General features: G+C 67.8%; 22 protein-coding genes. 18 read left to right on the plus strand and 4 right to left on the minus strand.

Annotated elements, in window-relative coordinates; genetic code table 11:
• The first annotated feature begins 18 nt into the window (after positions 1 to 18).
• The 3 genes from RF701_RS00285 (at position 19) to RF701_RS00295 (ending at position 1696) form a co-directional block, all read left to right on the plus strand.
• Positions 19 to 360 carry a DNA primase gene (locus RF701_RS00285; protein WP_210356662.1) on the plus strand — a complete coding sequence of 114 codons (342 nt, stop codon included), beginning with the start codon at positions 19 to 21 and terminating at the stop codon, positions 358 to 360.
• 229 nt (positions 361 to 589) lie between these two features.
• Entirely contained in the window at positions 590 to 1231 is a 642-nt protein-coding gene (locus tag RF701_RS00290; protein ID WP_203310582.1) for an outer membrane protein, read from the plus strand.
• Positions 1232 to 1360: 129 nt separating this feature from the next.
• On the plus strand, positions 1361 to 1696 hold the full coding sequence (locus RF701_RS00295) for an HNH endonuclease (RefSeq protein ID WP_210356661.1): 336 nt from the start codon (positions 1361 to 1363) through the stop codon (positions 1694 to 1696).
• A gap of 64 nt (positions 1697 to 1760) precedes the next feature.
• Here RF701_RS00295 and RF701_RS00300 read toward each other — a convergent pair whose 3' ends face one another.
• The 4 genes from RF701_RS00300 to RF701_RS00315 form a co-directional block, all read right to left on the minus strand.
• Positions 1761 to 1928 (minus strand): hypothetical protein, encoded by a 168-nt coding sequence (locus RF701_RS00300; RefSeq protein ID WP_308813689.1) that lies wholly within the window; start codon positions 1926 to 1928, stop codon positions 1761 to 1763.
• 110 nt (positions 1929 to 2038) lie between these two features.
• Positions 2039 to 2638 (minus strand): TIGR02466 family protein, encoded by a 600-nt coding sequence (locus RF701_RS00305; RefSeq protein WP_308813690.1) that lies wholly within the window; start codon positions 2636 to 2638, stop codon positions 2039 to 2041.
• Positions 2635 to 3204 carry an aminoacyl-tRNA hydrolase gene (gene pth / locus RF701_RS00310; protein ID WP_203310578.1) on the minus strand — a complete coding sequence of 190 codons (570 nt, stop codon included), beginning with the start codon at positions 3202 to 3204 and terminating at the stop codon, positions 2635 to 2637. Before pth ends, RF701_RS00305 begins: the two co-directional genes overlap by 4 nt.
• 82 nt (positions 3205 to 3286) lie before the next feature.
• Positions 3287 to 3946 (minus strand): 50S ribosomal protein L25/general stress protein Ctc, encoded by a 660-nt coding sequence (locus RF701_RS00315; RefSeq protein WP_203310577.1) that lies wholly within the window; start codon positions 3944 to 3946, stop codon positions 3287 to 3289.
• 232 nt (positions 3947 to 4178) lie between these two features.
• Here RF701_RS00315 and RF701_RS00320 point away from each other — a divergent pair, with 232 nt between their 5' ends.
• The 15 genes from RF701_RS00320 to RF701_RS00390 all read left to right on the plus strand — a co-directional run bounded on the left by RF701_RS00320 (position 4179) and on the right by RF701_RS00390 (position 16755).
• The gene (locus tag RF701_RS00320) at positions 4179 to 4886 is read left to right on the plus strand and encodes a CoA transferase subunit A (protein WP_308813691.1); all 708 of its coding nucleotides are present in this window, start codon (positions 4179 to 4181) and stop codon (positions 4884 to 4886) included.
• Positions 4883 to 5848, plus strand: coding sequence for an HAD family acid phosphatase (locus RF701_RS00325; RefSeq protein ID WP_210356658.1), 966 nt, complete (start codon positions 4883 to 4885; stop codon positions 5846 to 5848). Before RF701_RS00320 ends, RF701_RS00325 begins: the two co-directional genes overlap by 4 nt.
• 1 nt (position 5849) lies before the next feature.
• Positions 5850 to 6485, plus strand: a complete 636-nt coding sequence (locus tag RF701_RS00330) for a CoA transferase subunit B (RefSeq protein WP_203310574.1) — start codon at positions 5850 to 5852, stop codon at positions 6483 to 6485.
• Positions 6482 to 7180 (plus strand): glutathione S-transferase family protein, encoded by a 699-nt coding sequence (locus RF701_RS00335; RefSeq protein WP_308813692.1) that lies wholly within the window; start codon positions 6482 to 6484, stop codon positions 7178 to 7180. The genes RF701_RS00330 and RF701_RS00335 overlap by 4 nt, the downstream gene beginning before the upstream one ends.
• Before the next feature lie 52 nt (positions 7181 to 7232).
• Positions 7233 to 8672, plus strand: coding sequence for a 3-isopropylmalate dehydratase large subunit (leuC, locus tag RF701_RS00340; RefSeq protein WP_308813693.1), 1440 nt, complete (start codon positions 7233 to 7235; stop codon positions 8670 to 8672).
• Between the two features lie 116 nt (positions 8673 to 8788).
• The gene (gene leuD, locus RF701_RS00345; protein ID WP_203310571.1) at positions 8789 to 9418 is read left to right on the plus strand and encodes a 3-isopropylmalate dehydratase small subunit; all 630 of its coding nucleotides are present in this window, start codon (positions 8789 to 8791) and stop codon (positions 9416 to 9418) included.
• Positions 9381 to 10382, plus strand: a complete 1002-nt coding sequence (locus RF701_RS00350) for an NADPH:quinone oxidoreductase family protein (protein WP_308813694.1) — start codon at positions 9381 to 9383, stop codon at positions 10380 to 10382. The genes leuD and RF701_RS00350 overlap by 38 nt, the downstream gene beginning before the upstream one ends.
• A gap of 321 nt (positions 10383 to 10703) precedes the next feature.
• Positions 10704 to 11027 carry a DUF1476 domain-containing protein gene (locus tag RF701_RS00355; RefSeq protein WP_308813695.1) on the plus strand — a complete coding sequence of 108 codons (324 nt, stop codon included), beginning with the start codon at positions 10704 to 10706 and terminating at the stop codon, positions 11025 to 11027.
• Positions 11028 to 11034: 7 nt separating this feature from the next.
• Positions 11035 to 11265, plus strand: a complete 231-nt coding sequence (locus tag RF701_RS00360; RefSeq protein WP_115379230.1) for a BolA/IbaG family iron-sulfur metabolism protein — start codon at positions 11035 to 11037, stop codon at positions 11263 to 11265.
• 11 nt (positions 11266 to 11276) lie between these two features.
• Positions 11277 to 11588 carry a Grx4 family monothiol glutaredoxin gene (grxD, locus tag RF701_RS00365; protein WP_308813696.1) on the plus strand — a complete coding sequence of 104 codons (312 nt, stop codon included), beginning with the start codon at positions 11277 to 11279 and terminating at the stop codon, positions 11586 to 11588.
• 30 nt (positions 11589 to 11618) lie between these two features.
• The gene (locus RF701_RS00370; protein WP_308813697.1) at positions 11619 to 12875 is read left to right on the plus strand and encodes a glycosyltransferase; all 1257 of its coding nucleotides are present in this window, start codon (positions 11619 to 11621) and stop codon (positions 12873 to 12875) included.
• 265 nt (positions 12876 to 13140) lie between these two features.
• Positions 13141 to 13509, plus strand: coding sequence for a BlaI/MecI/CopY family transcriptional regulator (locus RF701_RS00375; RefSeq protein ID WP_210356652.1), 369 nt, complete (start codon positions 13141 to 13143; stop codon positions 13507 to 13509).
• Entirely contained in the window at positions 13506 to 15050 is a 1545-nt protein-coding gene (locus RF701_RS00380) for a M56 family metallopeptidase (RefSeq protein ID WP_308813698.1), read from the plus strand. Before RF701_RS00375 ends, RF701_RS00380 begins: the two co-directional genes overlap by 4 nt.
• A gap of 134 nt (positions 15051 to 15184) precedes the next feature.
• Positions 15185 to 16042 carry an MBL fold metallo-hydrolase gene (locus RF701_RS00385; protein ID WP_308813699.1) on the plus strand — a complete coding sequence of 286 codons (858 nt, stop codon included), beginning with the start codon at positions 15185 to 15187 and terminating at the stop codon, positions 16040 to 16042.
• The gene (locus RF701_RS00390) at positions 16027 to 16755 is read left to right on the plus strand and encodes a DUF4230 domain-containing protein (RefSeq protein ID WP_308813700.1); all 729 of its coding nucleotides are present in this window, start codon (positions 16027 to 16029) and stop codon (positions 16753 to 16755) included. Before RF701_RS00385 ends, RF701_RS00390 begins: the two co-directional genes overlap by 16 nt.
• The last annotated feature ends 10 nt before the right edge of the window (positions 16756 to 16765 follow it).

Below are 16765 nucleotides of genomic sequence, written 5' to 3' on the forward strand. Positions count from 1 at the left end.
TAGATTCTGGAGGGCGCGATGGGCGGACATCAGGTGCCGGGCATGGGCTCGGGCGACGACGGATACGACGAAGAAGGTTATGACGAGAGCCAGCGCGCCGAAATCCTCGAGGCGACGCGGGACGGGCCGACCGATGGCGTCGTGCTGACCGATCTCGATCCCGATTTGGGTGACGAGGACGACGAGGACGAGCCGCTCGACGACATCGATATGGATGCCGAGGAAATTGGCGAGGCCGACAGCGACGCAGACCGGGACGAGGCAGACGTCGAAGAGGACGATGCGCAGGACGATTTCGACGACGATGCCGTCGACGAGGAAGACCTGAACGACCGGGACGATGCTGCGCTGCGTCCCTGACGCATTTCACCGTCCGAGACAGAAATACCACATCGACCTACCAGTCGGTGTGGTATTTTGTTCATGGTAGCGACAGGAAGTGTTGCCGTAATACCACATGTCCGAGGTGATTGCCCGTTTTTGGCGCGTGCGCTGCAACAAAGCCCCGGTAGATCGGTTTGGTGGGGCCTGGGCTGGCCAGCGACTTGGTCGCGGCCGCCCGAGTTGAGGCAACACAAGGTAATTCATTATGCGTAAGCTCGCCCTCGCGGCCGCCGTTGCGGCCGTGTCCTTCGCTGTCCCGGCCTTCGCGCAGGACATGTCGACCACCGCGACGACCGATACCAGCGCCACGGCCCCCAGCGACGCCCCGCGCGCACCGGACGGTACGCGGGCGTTCGGCATCGAGCCGTATTTCGGCGTGATGGGCGGCTGGGAGCAGTTCTCGCGTCAGGGCGCGGGCATTCCGGCGCAGCCGCGCGGCTACAAGCTCGACGGCGCGCTTGTCGAGGGCGTGGTCGGCGTTAACGTGCCGCTGGGTCCGGTGTTCGTCGGTGCCGAGGGCAGCGTCGCCAAGGGCGTTTCGGGCAACATCGACTGGCAGTATGGCGCCTACGGCCGCGCGGGCTTCCGCGCCGGCGACAGCGGCCTGTTCTACGGCAAGGTCGGCTACCGCTGGAACAACTTCGACCATTTCGCGCCGGGCGTGGTGGGCGACACCAAGTATGACTATCACGGCGTCGTCTATGGCGTCGGTGCGGAGATCGGTCCGAAGGACATCGGTCTGGGCGGCATCACCGGCAATTCGGGTCTGCGCTTCCGCATCGAGGCGACGACCTTCGACAAGGCGCACAGCTTCCGCCCGATGGCGGGCGTGATCGCGCACTTCTGATCCCACGCAGGGACGACAGGCGGGGCGGGTCCGGCGACAGCCGGGCCCGCCCTTGTCGTTTTGGGTCGCTGCAAGGGGCGGGGGCGGGCGGGCCTCGCCAAATCGATCCGCGCCCCCATATCGGCCGCAATGCGCGGTAGGGTCAAACGCAAGGCGGGTCTGGTCGAAGCTGCGGCGCGCGCGGGGCGCGACGCGCCTGCCGATCCTTGTCCGATCTGCGGACGGCCGCTCGGCAGCAAGGTCGAATGGCATCATCTCGTGCCCAAGTCACAGGGCGGCCGCGTCACCGCGGCGGTCCACCCGATCTGCCACCGCACCGTCCACGCGCTGATCCCCAATGCGGCGCTCGCGAAGGACTTTGCGGAGCCCGCCGCGCTCCGCGATCACCCCGGGATGGCGCGGTTCATCCAATGGATCGCCGACAAGCCGCCCGACTTCCATGCGCCCACGCGGCGCGGACGCTGAGCGTGGGGCGAAGGGCCGCCCGTGCCATCGCCGACAGGCGCACCCGGCCGATCCGGTCGCCCGGTCAGAGGTCGGTCTCGTCGGGGCGCGAGGCGGGTTCGCCGCGCGCATCGTTCTTGGCCGCGACCTTCTTGCGGTAATGGTTGGCGAGCAACGTCGCCCCGAGCAGGAACCCGCCGGGGGCCAGCAACACCACGGCGGCCAGGCCGACCTTGTTCCACGTCTTGTCCATGGCCCGCGATCATAGCGTCGACAGGTGAACGGCGCCTTGCGGTCGTGACCGGACCGGCGTTGCGGGCAAGCGGTGGGCGCCGCTCCCCATCGCGCGTGCGGCGCGGCGGATCAGCGATAGTTGAAGCTGATGCTGATCCGTTCGCCCTTGGCGCCGTTGGGCACCACCTCGTGCCGCAGCCAGCTTTCCCACAGGAACACGCTGCCCGGTTCGGGCACCGCATAGACGAACGTCCTGAGATCCTCCGGCGCGTCGTCGGTCCGCGTCGGCGCCGCCATCATCATCGGTAGCCGAGGGTCCTCGAGCTTGAGCGCACCGGCTCCCGGTGGCACCGCGACATAGAGCGTGCCGGAGACGACGCTGTGCGGGTGGATGTGCCCGGAATGGCTGCCACCCGGCTTCAGGACGTTTACCCACAGGCTGTCGAGCTTGAGCTTGCGGCCGAGGTCGAAAGCGCAGGCCTGGGCGAAGGTCGCGATGTGCCGGTTGAGCAGCCTGACGAGGTCGGCAAAGCGCGGATCCCGGGCCGGAAGGTCGTTCAGCGAGGCATAGGACGTGTAGCCGCGATAGCCGTGCGCCTTGCACCAGCCGATACCGGCGCGATCTTCGCGCGCTAGGTCGCATGCCGCCTCTTCGAGTTCGGCGAGCAGGTCGGCATCGCCGAGCGGGGCGTCGTAGAAACGGGTCGCGAACAGAGACCGTATCGTCATTGTCCCATCCTCAGCGCCACGTCGTTCATGAAGCGCACGTCGTCGCCCGCGGCGAGCCAGGGCGCCTCCGCCCCGACCGCGCCCAGCATGTCGGCAAGCGCGTCCATCTCCGCCTTGGCGTAATTGCCCAGCACATGGCCGGTGACGCGATCCTTGTGCCCCGGGTGGCCGATGCCCAGCCGCACGCGGCGGAAATCCGGTCCCAGATGCTGGTCGGTCGAGCGAAGTCCGTTATGGCCCGCGGTCCCGCCGCCGCGCTTCACCTTGACCTTGAACGGTGCGAGGTCGAGCTCGTCGTGGAACACGGTCAATGCATCGGGCCCCAGTTTGTAGAAGCGCAGCGCCTCGCCGATCGCGCGACCGCTCTCGTTCATGAATGTCGCCGGCTTGAGCAGCACGATCTTGTCGCTGCCGATCCGCCCTTCCTGCGTCCAGCCCTGGAACTGCTTCTTGACCGGGGAGAAGCCGTGCATCTCCGCGATCGTATCGAGCGCCATGAAGCCGACGTTGTGCCGGTGCAGCGCATATTGCGGCCCCGGATTGCCGAGCCCGGCCCAGATCTGCATCGCGAATGCTCCAAAAAGACGAAGGGCAGGGGAGCGTCGCCGCTACCCTGCCCCGCAATCACAGTCGAGGTCGACGGGGCGATCAGCCCTCGGCCGACTCCTCGTCGCCCTCGGCGGCAGCCTCGGCGGCCTCAGCCGACTGGGCCTCGGCCACTTCGGCCTCGAGCGCCTCGTCAGCGGCGGTCGGGACGGTCGGCGGCACGATCGTGGCGATCGCGAAATCGCGGTCGTCGATCGCCGGCGTCGCGCCCTTGGGCAGCTGCACGTCGCTGATGTGGATCGAATCGCCGATCTCGCGACCCTTGAGCGAGATGGTCAGCTCGGTCGGGATGTCGGCGGCGTCGACGACCAGCTCGACCTCGTGACGGGTGATGTTGAGCACGCCGCCCTGCTTCAGGCCACGGCTCTCGTCCTCGTCCGTGAACACGACGGGCACGGCGACCGTGACGGTCGCATGCTCGCTGATGCGCAGGAAGTCGGCGTGCGTCGGACGGTCGGTGACCGGATGGAACGCTACGTCCTTCGGCAGCGTACGCTCGCCGTTGATCATGATAACGGAGGTGAAGAAGTGGCCGGTCATCAGCGCCTTGGTCAGCGCCTTCTCCTCGAGGTGGATCGAGGTCGGTTCCTTGTTCAGGCCGTAGATCACGGCGGGGACGCGGCCGTCACGACGCAGCGCCCGGGAGGCTCCCTTGCCAACCCGGTCGCGCGTCTCGGCTGCGAGCGTAATGGTCTCGCTCATGCAAATTCTCCGAAACGTGCTAAAAGTTCAGTTCTTCCCGGCGCCACGCCTCCAGGGATGACCATGGCTCGGAAGGAGGCGCGCATAGCGGGAAGCGGCGGCAAAAGCAATGATGTGGTCGCGGTCCTGCAGGACCGGTCCCCGCCGCCAAGTTGAATCTCCATTCAGGTTGCTTGACCGGGCTGGCGCCGCCCCGCTAATCGCAGGTCCGATCACAGGAGAGACGAGGGCGATGAAGAAGCTCTATCCGGATGCCGCGGCCGCGCTCGACGGGCTGCTCCACGACGGAATGACGATCTGCGCGGGCGGGTTCGGCCTGTGCGGCATTCCGGAGCGGCTGATCGATGCGATCCAGGCGTCGGGCGTCAAGGACCTGACCATCGCCAGCAACAATGCCGGCATCGACGGCGAGGGACTCGGAAAGCTGCTGCGCAGCCGCCAGGTCCGCAAGATGATCTCCAGCTACGTGGGCGAGAACAAGGAGTTTGAGCGCCAGTATCTGTCGGGCGAACTCGAGGTCGAATTCTGCCCGCAGGGCACGCTTGCCGAGCGCTGCCGCGCGGGCGGTGCGGGCATACCCGGCTTCTACACGAAGACGGGGGTCGGCACGCTGGTGGCGGAGGGCAAGGAGGTGAAGACCTTCGACGGCGAGGAGTATATCCTCGAACGCGGCATCCGCGCCGACCTCAGCATCATCAAGGGCTGGAAGGCGGACGAGAGCGGCAACCTCATCTTCCGCAAGACCGCGCGCAACTTCAACCAGCCGATGGCGACCGCCGGCCGCATCTGCGTCGCGGAGGTCGAGGAGGTCGTGCCGGTCGGCAGCCTGGATCCGGATCATATCCATCTGCCCGGCATCTACGTGAAGCGGATGATCGTCGGCGCGCCCTACGACAAGAAGATCGAGTTCCGCACCGTCCGCCAGCGCGAGACGGTATGAGGCGCGCACTGGCGCTGGCGCTGCTGGCGACGTCGCTGCTCGGCGGCTGCGGCGGGCGTGGACAGCGCGTCGCGCGCCTGCCCGCGCCCGGACAGGTCGTCGCGGCGGACGGACAGGCGGTTCAGATCACCGCGCTGAAGGCGCTGCCGCCGCCCGACGGGCAGCGGACCGCCACGCCGATCGCGGCATCGGGCGCGCGCGTGCCGCCACAATTCCAGTACCTCTACGGCTCGGGCGAGGCGGTTGCGCTCAGCCGTCAGGCATTCCACGCGCTCGTGGCCTATGCCAGCTATCGCCGTGCGGCGGGCGACAGCGTGATCCTGAAGCCGGGCGCGACGCTGGCCGCCCCGCAATGGGAACCCTGCGCCGGCAAGCCGCGCGCGGCGGTGTTCGACGCGGACGAGACGGTGCTGCTCAACGTCGGTGTCGAGGCGCTGGCGTCGAACAGCCCGGACGCGCCGTTCGACGCGGCGCAATGGACGCGCTGGGAGCGCGGCGGCGCCCGCGCGGTCGCACCCGTGCCCGGCGCGGTCGAGGCCTTCGCCGCGTTGCGTGCGGCCGGCATCGCGGTGATCGTCAACACCAATCGCGCGAGTGCGACGGCAGCCGGCACCATCGCGACGCTGAAGGCGGCGGGGCTGGGCGACTTCACGGTCGGCACGGACCTGTTCCTGCGGGATGGCCCCAGCGGCAAGGACGCGCGCCGACGGGCTATTGCGGCCCGCTATTGCGTCGTTGCCATGGCGGGCGATCAGCTTGGCGACTTTAGCGACCTGTTCGGGGCCTTCGCCTCGTCCGCGGATCGCCGCCGTGCCGCCGACACGGGCGCGATCGGCGACATGTGGGGCAACGGCTGGTTCGTGCTGCCCAACCCCGTCTACGGCAGCGGGCTGAAGGGCGGGTATGACGAGGTATTTCCCGTCGACAAGCGCTGGGTTGATCCCGGCCAAGGAGCGAATTGAGATGAGCTGGGACCGGAACCAGATGGCGGCGCGCGCGGCGCAGGAACTGCGCGACGGCTATTACGTCAACCTCGGCATCGGCATTCCGACGCTTGTCGCCAACAACATCCCCGCCGGAATGACGGTCACGCTGCAGAGCGAGAACGGCATGCTCGGCATCGGGCCGTTTCCCTATGACGACGAGGTCGATCCCGACCTGATCAACGCGGGCAAGCAGACGATCAGCGAACTGCCGCAGAGCGCCTATTTCGGCAGCGAGCAGAGCTTCGCGATGATCCGCGGCGGGCATATCGACCTGACCGTTCTCGGCGCCATGGAGGTGTCCGAGGGCGGCGACATCGCCAACTGGATGATCCCGGGCAAGATGATCAAGGGCATGGGCGGCGCGATGGACTTGGTCGCCGGGGTCAAGAAGATCATCGTCGTGATGGATCACAACGCCAAGGACGGCAGCCCCAAGTTCATCCCGTCCTGCACGCTGCCGCTGACCGGCAGGAACGTCGTCGACATGATCGTCACCGATCTCGCCGTGTTCCAGCGCCCGGATCACCAGTCCCGTTTCAGGCTGGTCGAGCTCGCCCCCGGCGTCACCGCCGACGAGGTGGCGGCGAAGACGACCGCCGCCTACGAAGCATGAGCTACACGCTCGTCACGGCGAACCGGAATTATTCCAGTTGGTCGCTGCGCCCCTGGGCGCTGATGACCGCGTTGGACATTCCCTTCGTGGACCGGATCCAGCCGTTCGCCGAACGCGACAATTATGATGCGTTTCGGGCCTTTTCGCCCACCGGACAGGTGCCGGTCCTGCTGGATGGCGACCGTGTCGTCTGGGATTCGCTCGGCATCACGCTCTACCTAGCCGACCGGCACGACCGCATCTGGCCGGAGGACGCAGCGGCGCGCGCCTGGGCGATGTGCGCGGTAGCGGAGATGCACGGCGGCTTTTCGGCGCTGCGCCGCGAGCGGACGATGAACGTCGGCGTCCGTGTCGCCGCCGCACCGTCCTCCCCGTCGCTGTCGCGCGACGTGACGCGCCTGTCGGAACTCTGGGCGGAGGGATTGGACCGTTTCGCGGGACCCTGGCTCGCCGGGCAGCGCTTCTCGGCGGTCGATGCGTTCTACGCGCCCGTTGCCTTTCGGGTGCGGACCTATGGCATCGACGTCGGCCCTGCCGGCTCGCGGTGGGTCGACACGTTGCTCGCCCATCCCGCGATACGTCGCTGGGAGGCGGAGGCACTGGCGGAGCCGTGGCGCGAGCCGGGCCATGAGGAGGAACTCTCCGCCTGCGGGCGGGTCGTCGAGGATCACCGCACGCCGCCCGTGTCGCAATAATCTGTCGTCCAGGGTTTCGTCCGCGCATCTTTTGGGTTAACGCGCCGACATCATGGCTTCCAGACCGCAAACCCTGTACGAGAAGATTTGGGCTGCCCACGTTGTGGAGCGGCGCGACGACGGCACGTGCCTGATCTATATCGATCGGCATCTGGTACACGAAGTGACCAGTCCCCAGGCATTCGAAGGCCTGCGCGCGAACGGCCGCCGCGTGCGGCGACCCGAGCTGACGATGGCCGTGCCCGACCACAACCTGCCGACGACGCCGCGACTGGACGCGCAGGGGCGACCGATCCCGATCGCCGATCCGGAAAGTGCGCAACAGCTCGACGCCCTCCGGCGCAACACGGCCGAATTCGGCATCGACTATATCGATGCCACGGCGGCGGAGCAGGGGATCGTCCATGTCGTCGGGCCGGAACTCGGCTTCACGCTGCCCGGGACGACGCTGGTCTGCGGCGACAGCCATACGTCGACGCACGGAGCCCTGGGCGCGCTCGCCTTCGGCATCGGCACCAGCGAGGTCGAGCATGTGCTCGCGACGCAGACGCTCCTGCTCAGTCCGTCGCGGACGATGGAGGTGCGGGTCGACGGCATGTTGGGCTTTGGCGTCAGCCCGAAGGACGTGATCCTCGCGATCATGGGCCGCGTAGGCGCGGCTGGCGGGACCGGCCACGTCTTCGAATATACCGGCGACGTCGTGCGCGCGATGTCGGTCGAGGGACGGATGACGCTCGCCAACATGTCGATCGAGGGCGGCGCACGCGCGGGCCTGGTGGCGCCGGACGACACGACCTTCGCCTATCTGAAAGGGCGGCCGATGGCCCCCGCGGGCGAGGCGTGGGACCGCGCGGTGGCGTGGTGGCGGACGCTCGCGACCGATCCGGGCGCGCGCTACGACAAGTCGGTACGGCTGGACGCATCCGAGATCGCGCCCGCACTCACCTGGGGTACCAGTCCCGAGGATGTCGTGCCGATCACCGGTACGGTGCCCGAGCCGGACAGCTTCGCGGATCCGGCGAAGCGGGCGGCGGCGCGTGCGAGCCTTGCGTATATGGGCCTGGCACCTGGCACGGCGATGCAGGACGTTCCGATTCAGCACGTCTTCATCGGCAGTTGCACCAACAGCCGCATCGAGGATCTGCGCGCCGCTGCGGCGGTCGCCGATGGCCGCCGCGTCGCGGACGGCGTGCACGCGATGGTCGTCCCCGGTTCCGGATTGGTGAAACGCCAGGCGGAGGCGGAGGGGCTGGACCGGATCTTCGCCGCCGCCGGTTTCGACTGGCGCGAGCCGGGGTGTTCGATGTGCCTGGCGATGAATCCGGACAAGGTGCCGGCGGGGGAACGCTGCGCCTCCACGTCCAACAGGAATTTCGTTGGACGTCAGGGACCTGGCGCTCGTACCCATCTGTTGTCGCCAGCAATGGCGGCCGCCGCGGCCGTCACCGGTCGACTGGCCGACGTCCGCGATCTGATGGGAGACAGACAGTGAAGAAGGTCCTGGTAATGCTGGTACTCGGCGCGGTGTTCAGCGGCGCGGCCGCCTATTATGCCGGCGCCCGAACCCCCGTCGTCCCCGTCAAGACTCAACGCTGATCGGACAAGGCCTTGCAACCCGTCACCCGCGTCAGCGGCACCGCTTATCCATGGGGTGCCAAGAATATCGACACCGACGTCATCATCCCGGCGCATTGGCTGAAGACGATCACGCGTGCCGGGCTCGGCCGCGGGGCGTTCGAGACGGTGCGGGCGCAACCGGGCAACGTTTTCGACGATCCGCGCTATGCCGGATCGCCCATCCTGATCGCGGGTGACAATTTCGGGTGCGGTTCCAGTCGCGAGCATGCGGCCTGGGCGCTTGCCGATATGGGGATAAGGGCGGTCATCGCACCCAGCTTCTCCGATATCTTCTCGGGCAATGCGTTCAAGAACGGCATCGTGCCCGTCGTTCTGCCGCAGGACGCCGTCGATCGCCTGCTGGCGGTGGCGGAGGCGCAGCCGATCGTCGTCGACCTGGAGACGATGACGGTCACCACGCCCTTCCAGGATCGCTTCGCCTTCGAACTGGACCCCTTTCGTCGCCGATGCCTCATGGAAGGGCTGGACGAGATCGGCATGACGCTGGCAGAAGATACCGCGATTTCGAATTTCGAAGCGGCGGTGCGCGATCATCGCCCCTGGATCGAAAACAGGAGCGGATATGCGAGCATTGCTGTCGAGGGCGCCGGGCGGACCTGAAACTCTGGAACTTGCCGACCTGCCCGATCCCGCAGCTGGCAAGGGGCAGGTCGTCGTCGCCGTCAAGGCCTGTGCGATCAACTATCCCGACGTCCTGATCATCGAGGACAAATACCAGTTCCGCCCCGAGCGGCCCTTTGCTCCGGGGGGAGAGATCGCCGGTACGATCGAGAGCATCGGCGAAGGTGTCGAGGGCTGGCAGGTCGGCGATCGCGTCATGGGGGTGATCGGCCATGGCGGGCTTGCGACCCGGATCGCGGTCGACGCGCATCGCCTGTATCGTCTGCCCGATGCGCGCAGCTTCGCGGAGGGCGCCGCGCTGATCCTGACCTATGCGACGACGATCCACGCGTTGCTCGATCGCGGCCGCCTGTCGGCCGGGCAATCGCTGCTGGTGCTCGGTGCGGCCGGCGGAGTCGGGTTGGCGGCGATCGAACTGGGCAAGGCCTATGGCGCCCGCGTCGTCGCGGCGGTGTCGTCCGAGGAGAAGGCGGCGGCCGCCACCGCCGCTGGCGCGGACGCGACGATCGTCTATGCACGCGCGCCCTTCGACAAGGATCAGTCGAAGGCTCTAGCCGAACAGTTCAAGGCCGCGGGCGGCCGGGGTGGCTTCGACGTCATCTACGATCCGGTCGGCGGCGACTATGCCGAACCTGCGTTGCGATCGATCGCCTGGGAGGGACGCTATCTGGTGGTCGGATTCCCAGCCGGCATTCCCAAGTTGCCGCTCAACCTGACGCTGCTGAAAAGCTGCGACGTCTGCGGCGTATTCTGGGGGGCGTTCGCGGCTCGCGATGCCGAAGCCAATCAGCGCCACGTCGAGACCCTGTTCCGCCTGTGGGAAGACGGCAGCATCGCCCCCCGGGTGACACAGCGGTTCTCGTTCGAGCGGGGCGGCGAGGCCATCGCGATGATGGCCGCGCGCGGCGCCATCGGAAAGTTGGTCGTCGAAATAGAGTCCTGACCGCGATCAGGCGACCAGCAGGACCAAAATGGCGATCACCGCCCACAGGATTAGGGATAGCCCCGCGCCGATCGCTATGCCGGCCATGGGAGGCATCCGATTTACCACGGATCGTCCCTGGCCGTGTGGCAGGGCTATGCGTTCCATGTCTTCTCTCCTCGCGTGCTTTTCTACACGTCTATTGCGATGATCGCGTGAAATGCCATATGGTTCCGCCTTCGTTTCTACGTAATAATTGTACACGGCGATCGAATACCTCGATCCGTTGCGTGGCGGCTCCCGCGCTCCTATGTGACGCTTCACATGCCACAGGGGGTCGCTATGTCCATGTTCGATGATCGGGAGCGCGCCGCAGAGGCTGGTTTCGCGCGTGAGCAGGAAATGGCCTTTCGCATCACGGCGCGCCGCAACCGGCTGCTCGGCCAGTGGGCGGCGGCGCAGATGGAGCTGACCCCGGCCGAGACCGATGCCTATGCCAAGGCGGTGGTACAGGCGGATTTCGAGGAAGCGGGCGACGAGGACGTGATCCGCAAGCTGCTCGGCGACCTCACCGCCGCCGGTGTCGATGTCGACGAAGCTGTGGTCCGTCGCGCGCTCGACGACCGGACGGTCGAGGCGCGGCGCCAGTTGATGCAACCGGAGTAAGACGATCATGCCCATGGCGGCCGACGACATTGCCGCACTCATCAAGGCGGCGATCCCCGATGCGGAGGTGGAGATCACCGATCTTGCCGGGGATGGCGACCATTATGCGGCGCGGGTGGTATCGGCAAGCTTTGCCGGCCTGCCGCTGCGCCGCCAGCATCAGGCTGTCTATGCGGCGCTCGGGCATCGCATGGGCGGCGAACTCCATGCGCTGCAGCTAAAGACCGCGGCGGCTTGAGGACGAGAGATATGACCGAAGATACGAATGCCCGCATCGACGCGGTGGTGAAGGCCAATCCGGTCGTCCTGTTCATGAAGGGAACGCCGCTGTTCCCGCAATGCGGCTTTTCGAGCCGTGCTGTGGCGATCCTGGATCATCTGGGCGCCGCGTACGAAAGCGTCGACGTGCTGCAGGACCAGGCGATCCGGCAGGGCATCAAGAGCTATTCCGACTGGCCAACCATCCCCCAGCTCTATGTACACGGCGAATTCGTCGGCGGCTCGGACATCATGATGGAGATGTACGAGAGCGGCGAGCTGGCGGAACTGTTGAAGGCGTGACGCGTCTCCCGGCCAACGGGAGATTGCATCATGCTCTTTCAGGACGAAGGATTGCGCCGCGCACCGGGTGCGCGGCCGCTCCTGGTCTGTGACCTGACACAGAGCTACTCGCCCAAGGGCGGTGGCGGCATCAGCACCTATCTGCGCGAGAAGCGGGACTATGTCCTCACGCGCACGCCCCACCATCTCCTGCAGATCGTGCCGGGTGCCAAGGATCGCGTGACCGTGAACGGTCGGCATGTCTTCGCGGAAATCGCCGCCGACCCGGTGCGCGGCAGCCCCAATTACCGGTTCATCCTGAGGACTCGCGCGGTCCGCGACCTGCTCGCCGAATATCGCCCGGACGTCATCGAATCCTTGTGCCCCTGGGTATTGCCCTGGACGGCGATCCAGCATCGACGCGCCTATCCCGATACGGCGCTGGTCGCCGGCTATCGGACGGACTTTCCCAACGCGCACGTCGACCGCGTCGCGCGCAAGCTGTTCGGCCCGGCGGGCAAGCTCTTCTACTGGCTCAGCCTCGGCTATACGGAGATCACCTATCGGGAATTCGACGCCGTCTACACGCTCGGCGAGGAGGCGCGCGAGACGCTTCGTCGTCGCGGGATCGTCCGCACCGCCGTGCTGCCGCTCGGGGTCGATACAGACCTGTTCCATCCTCAGGCGCGCGATCCGGACTATCGCCGGCGCCTCGGCCTCGCTGGCGACGGGCCGTTGCTCGTCTATGCCGGCCGGATCGACAACGAGAAGCGCGCGGACCGCCTCGTCGCGATGATGCGTCACCTGCCAAGGGACTTTGGCGCGGCGTTGGTGATGATCGGCGACGGCAAGCTGCGGCCCCAGCTGATGCGGGACGCGGCCGACCTGCCGATCGCCTTCACCGGGTTCGAGACGGATCGCACCGCCCTGGCCGGTGCGCTGGCCTCTGCCGACCTGTACGTGTCGGCGATGGCGGACGAGACATTCGGGATCTCGGTTATCGAGGCGCAGGCGGCCGGCCTTCCCGTCGTCGGCGTGGCCAGCGGCGCGATGCCGGCGCGGGTGCCGCCCGGCCTCGGCCTCCTGGGGCCGGTCGACGATGTTGCGGCGATGGCTGCCAACGTTCGGGCACTGTGGAACGGCGACCATGTCGCGATCGGGCAGGCCGCGCGCGAGCATGTCGAAAAGCATTTCAGCTGGAACCAGACCTTTGCGCGGCTGTTCGGGTCCATCTACCCCCAGGCGCTCGCCCGCGCGGCGATGCGGGTCGGTCGGCCAACTGCGGCGCCGGTGTTCGCAAGGGCGTGAAGCGCCGGGTGCGGGTGGGGGCCATCGAAACCGGTCGAAGGCCTCCCACCCTGCTGAAGCGTTTGACGCTCGGCTGCACCTTCCTATGCAGACGCCGTGCCGTTTGTGCAAAGGCGCGCGAATGGCGGCATGCAGTGCTTAACACGCCGTTCGCCTGATCCGGGCTTGTAAGGAATTCCGACACCGATCGACGCCGATCCAATCGCTATTGACTACGACCGTAAACAGTGCGACCACAGCTGTAGTCAGATGAGGGAGCGTGATTGTGGCGGAGCGGATCAGCGATGCGGAGCATGCGGTGATGGAGGTCCTTTGGGACGATGCCCCGCTGACGGCGCAGGACGTCGCCGAACGCGTTGATCCCGGCCGCGGTTGGAGCGCTAACACGGTCAAGACGCTGCTCGGCCGGCTGCTGGCCAAGAACGCCATCTCGCACGAGGCGGACGGCCGGCGCTACCTGTACCGGCCGCTGGTCGCGCGCGACGACTATGTGTCGGGCGAGTCGCGGCGGCTGATCAACCGGCTGTTCGGCGGCAGGCTGACGCCGCTGGTGGCGCATCTTGCCGAGCGCGACGAACTCACCGCGCAGGATATCGCCGAGATCGAGGCGCTGCTGAAGGACCTGAAGCAGTGACCGCGCCGGCGATCGCCGCCTGGGCGGTGGAGGCTCTGATCGCCTCGACCCTGCTGATGCTGTTGGTATTCGCGCTGCGCCGGCAGGTGCGACGCACCTTCGGGCCGCAGGTCGCTTATGCACTCTGGGCGCTGCCCGTGCTGCGACTGGTCCTGCCGCCGTTGCCGACCGCCTTCCACCGCGCGGTGACGACCCCCATCAGCCATGCCGGCGAAACGATCAGCGTGCTGATCGTCGACCCCGATGCCGCCGCCGCACCGGTCGCCGCGGCGCGGGGAGTCGACTGGCCGTCGCTGGGTCTGATCCTGGGCCTGATCTGGGCGGTCGGGGCAGGGGCCTTCCTCGTCTGGCATCTGACGCGGCACGCGCGCTTCTGTCGCCGCATGGTCGCCACCGCGGCGGCGGTTGAGCATATGCGCGGCGTCCGCGTCATTGCCAGCGCGGCCGCGCCTGGTCCGCTCGCCTTCGGGATCGTGCGCCGCTACGTCGCCTTTCCGCTCGATTTTGCGGATCGCTATGACAGCGACGAGCGTGCGCTCGCACTGGAGCACGAGATCGGCCACCACCAGCGCGGCGACCTCGCCGCCAACTGGATCGCGCTGGCCGTGCTTGCGCTGCACTGGTTCAATCCGGTCGCATGGCGGGCCTTTCGCGCCTTTCGCGCCGATCAGGAGCTCGCCAACGACGCACGCGTCCTCGCCGGCCGATCCGCGATCGATCGCCACACCTATGCCTGCGCCATCGTCAAGGCCGCACACGGCGGTGCCGTATCGGCGGCCTGTCATCTTCACACCATCGACGATCTGAAAGGGAGAATCAGGATGCTGTCCACCTCGCCGCGCTCACGCCGTCGCATCGCCGCGGGCGGTACGATCGTCTCCATGCTCGCGCTCGTCGGCCTGGGCCTGACCGCGTCGGGGACCAGCGCCGCCGCCGCGATCACCGGCAAGGTCGGCGCGGCCGTGGGCGTCGATCTGCAGGCTGTCCCGCCGGTGCCGCCCGCGCCGCCGGCGCCTCCCGCGCCCCTCGCGGCTGCTGTCCCGCCGGAAGCGCCCGCCGCGCCGACGCCGCCCGCCGCGCCGCGCCATGTCATCGTCCAGCGCGTGGCGCGCGACGGACAAGTCCATGTGGTCGGTGACGGCGTCGGCGGATCGGGCTTCAGCCAGGCGCAGATCGACGCGATGGTCGCCCGTGCGATGGCCAATGCGCCGCAGGTCACGCAGCGTACCTGCGTCGACGGCGCCGACGGCGGTCCGCGCCAGTTCGTCATCAACACGCAGAAGGCGGGCAAGCGCGTCATGATCGTCTGCGCCAACCGCATCCAGGCGGCGTCGCGGTCCGGTGCCGAGACGGCCGCGCGCTCCGGTGAAATTCGGCGGTCGGCGCTGAGCAGCGCGCTCGCGAGCGTCGAGGCGTCGCGCGCGACGATCCGTGACAATCGCGACATGCCCGAGAGCGATCGCGCCGAGGCCCTGGCCGAAATGGACTCCGCCATTGCCGAACTACGCCAGGAAATGGCGTCGCCCGACAAGGACGATTGAGCGTTCGCCAAGGCTTAGCCATGCCGATCGGCTTCCCGTCGGCATGCCGCCCCGCCCGCCCGTTTCCCTCGCGGGCGGGGCGTCTCTTGTCCCGCCCCTTGCCTTCCCGGCCCGCGCGGGCCACATCGACTGCAATGGCCGAGCACCCGACCGGAAGCCCGATCCCGCTCGAGCCGCGGGTCACGCGCCTGCTCGCACCCAATGCGTCGGCCTATACCTTCACGGGCACGCAGACCCATCTGGTCGGGACCGAGGACATCGCCGTCATCGATCCCGGTCCGGACGACCCAGCCCATATCGCCGCGTTGCTGCGCGTCATCGGCGACCGTCCGGTCCGTGCGATCCTGGTCACGCATCACCATCGCGATCATAGCCCGGGCAGCAGGCCGCTCGCCGCCGAGACGGGCGCGCCGATCGTCGGCGCGGCGCCGACGCATGTCACCGGCGGCGATCCTCGCCACGACGAGGCGTTCGATGCCGCCTATGCGCCCGACCGCGTGATGGCCGACGGCGATACGGTATCGGGACGCGACTGGACGCTTACCGCCCTCGCGACGCCGGGTCACACGTCGAACCATCTCGCCTTCGCGCTGCCGGAAAGCGGTGCCTTGTTTTCCGGCGACCATGTCATGGGCTGGGCGACCAGCGTCGTGTCGCCGCCCGACGGCGACATGGGCGATTACATGGCGAGCCTGGAGATGCTCCTCGGTCGCGACGATCGCGTCTATTATCCGGGTCACGGCGAGGCGGTCGAACGGCCGCAGCGCCTGGTGCGCGGCATGCTCGGCCATCGCAAGCAGCGGGAGGGGCAGATCCTGCGGCTCCTGCGCGATGGCGCCATCGTGTCGCTGCCGGCGATGGTGGCGAGCATGTACGTCGGGCTGGACCCCCGCCTGGTCCGCGCGGCGGAGCGCTCGACGCTCGCGCATCTGCTCGATCTCCACCGCCGCGACATTATCGTACAGGAGGACGGCGGATGGCGGACGAGGTGACGACGATCCCGCCGCGTCGGGGCGGGACGCTGGGCGGGTTCCTGGCCAAAGCGGCCGGGATCCTCGTCCTGCTCGCGCTGGCCGCGCTGCTCATCCTGTGGGTCGTGCAGCGTTATGTCGCCGCGCGCCTGTCGCCTGATCCGACCACGATCGCGAGCGCCAGCCTGGAGGGTCTGCGCGAGCAGAACCGTCTCTCCGCCTTCGCCGCGCGCTACGTCGCCGTCGTCACCTCGCGTCAGACGCAGATGGGCCTGTCGACCGAAAAGACGCTGATCATGCCGGGCATGGTCCGCTACGAGGTCGACCTCGGCAAGCTGACGCAGCGCGACGTTCGCTGGGATGCAGCCCATCGCCAGCTGCTGGTGAAGCTGCCGGGGCTGGAGATCGACGGTCCGCAGGTCGATCTGGCGGCGATCCGGGAATATGGCTCCGGAGGCCTGCTGTCGCACATCACCGACGCCGACCAGCGGCTCGAGACGGCGAACCGCAAGGCGGGCCAGGCGGAGCTGCTTCACCAGGCGCGTGATGCGATGCCGATGAAGCTTGCGCGCGACGCCACCCGTCATGCGATCGAGCGCAGTTTCGCCATGCCGCTGCGCGCGGCCGGGATCGACGCCAGCGTGCGGGTCAGCTTCGCGGACGAACCCGTCAGCAACGACGAGCGCTGGGACGTCTCCCGCTCGCTCGAGGAAGTGACGGCGAACGCCCGTTGATCGTCGGCCT

The sequence above is a fragment of the Sphingomonas sp. GV3 genome, from assembly GCF_031082075.1.
Taxonomy (GTDB): domain Bacteria; phylum Pseudomonadota; class Alphaproteobacteria; order Sphingomonadales; family Sphingomonadaceae; genus Sphingomonas; species Sphingomonas beigongshangi.

Bases quoted from the DNA above. Each gene is read 5' to 3' on its own strand.
- RF701_RS00285 (WP_210356662.1), top strand. From the start codon at position 19: ATGGGCGGACATCAGGTGCCGGGCATGGGCTCGGGCGACGACGGATAC.
- RF701_RS00290 (WP_203310582.1), top strand. From the start codon at position 590: ATGCGTAAGCTCGCCCTCGCGGCCGCCGTTGCGGCCGTGTCCTTCGCT.
- RF701_RS00295 (WP_210356661.1), top strand. From the start codon at position 1,361: ATGCGCGGTAGGGTCAAACGCAAGGCGGGTCTGGTCGAAGCTGCGGCG.
- RF701_RS00300 (WP_308813689.1), bottom strand. From the start codon at position 1,928: ATGGACAAGACGTGGAACAAGGTCGGCCTGGCCGCCGTGGTGTTGCTG.
- RF701_RS00305 (WP_308813690.1), bottom strand. From the start codon at position 2,638: ATGACGATACGGTCTCTGTTCGCGACCCGTTTCTACGACGCCCCGCTC.
- pth (WP_203310578.1), bottom strand. From the start codon at position 3,204: ATGCAGATCTGGGCCGGGCTCGGCAATCCGGGGCCGCAATATGCGCTG.
- RF701_RS00315 (WP_203310577.1), bottom strand. From the start codon at position 3,946: ATGAGCGAGACCATTACGCTCGCAGCCGAGACGCGCGACCGGGTTGGC.
- RF701_RS00320 (WP_308813691.1), top strand. From the start codon at position 4,179: ATGAAGAAGCTCTATCCGGATGCCGCGGCCGCGCTCGACGGGCTGCTC.
- RF701_RS00325 (WP_210356658.1), top strand. From the start codon at position 4,883: ATGAGGCGCGCACTGGCGCTGGCGCTGCTGGCGACGTCGCTGCTCGGC.
- RF701_RS00330 (WP_203310574.1), top strand. From the start codon at position 5,850: ATGAGCTGGGACCGGAACCAGATGGCGGCGCGCGCGGCGCAGGAACTG.
- RF701_RS00335 (WP_308813692.1), top strand. From the start codon at position 6,482: ATGAGCTACACGCTCGTCACGGCGAACCGGAATTATTCCAGTTGGTCG.
- leuC (WP_308813693.1), top strand. From the start codon at position 7,233: ATGGCTTCCAGACCGCAAACCCTGTACGAGAAGATTTGGGCTGCCCAC.
- RF701_RS00350 (WP_308813694.1), top strand. From the start codon at position 9,381: ATGCGAGCATTGCTGTCGAGGGCGCCGGGCGGACCTGAAACTCTGGAA.
- RF701_RS00355 (WP_308813695.1), top strand. From the start codon at position 10,704: ATGTCCATGTTCGATGATCGGGAGCGCGCCGCAGAGGCTGGTTTCGCG.
- RF701_RS00360 (WP_115379230.1), top strand. From the start codon at position 11,035: ATGCCCATGGCGGCCGACGACATTGCCGCACTCATCAAGGCGGCGATC.
- grxD (WP_308813696.1), top strand. From the start codon at position 11,277: ATGACCGAAGATACGAATGCCCGCATCGACGCGGTGGTGAAGGCCAAT.
- RF701_RS00370 (WP_308813697.1), top strand. From the start codon at position 11,619: ATGCTCTTTCAGGACGAAGGATTGCGCCGCGCACCGGGTGCGCGGCCG.
- RF701_RS00385 (WP_308813699.1), top strand. From the start codon at position 15,185: ATGGCCGAGCACCCGACCGGAAGCCCGATCCCGCTCGAGCCGCGGGTC.
- RF701_RS00390 (WP_308813700.1), top strand. From the start codon at position 16,027: ATGGCGGACGAGGTGACGACGATCCCGCCGCGTCGGGGCGGGACGCTG.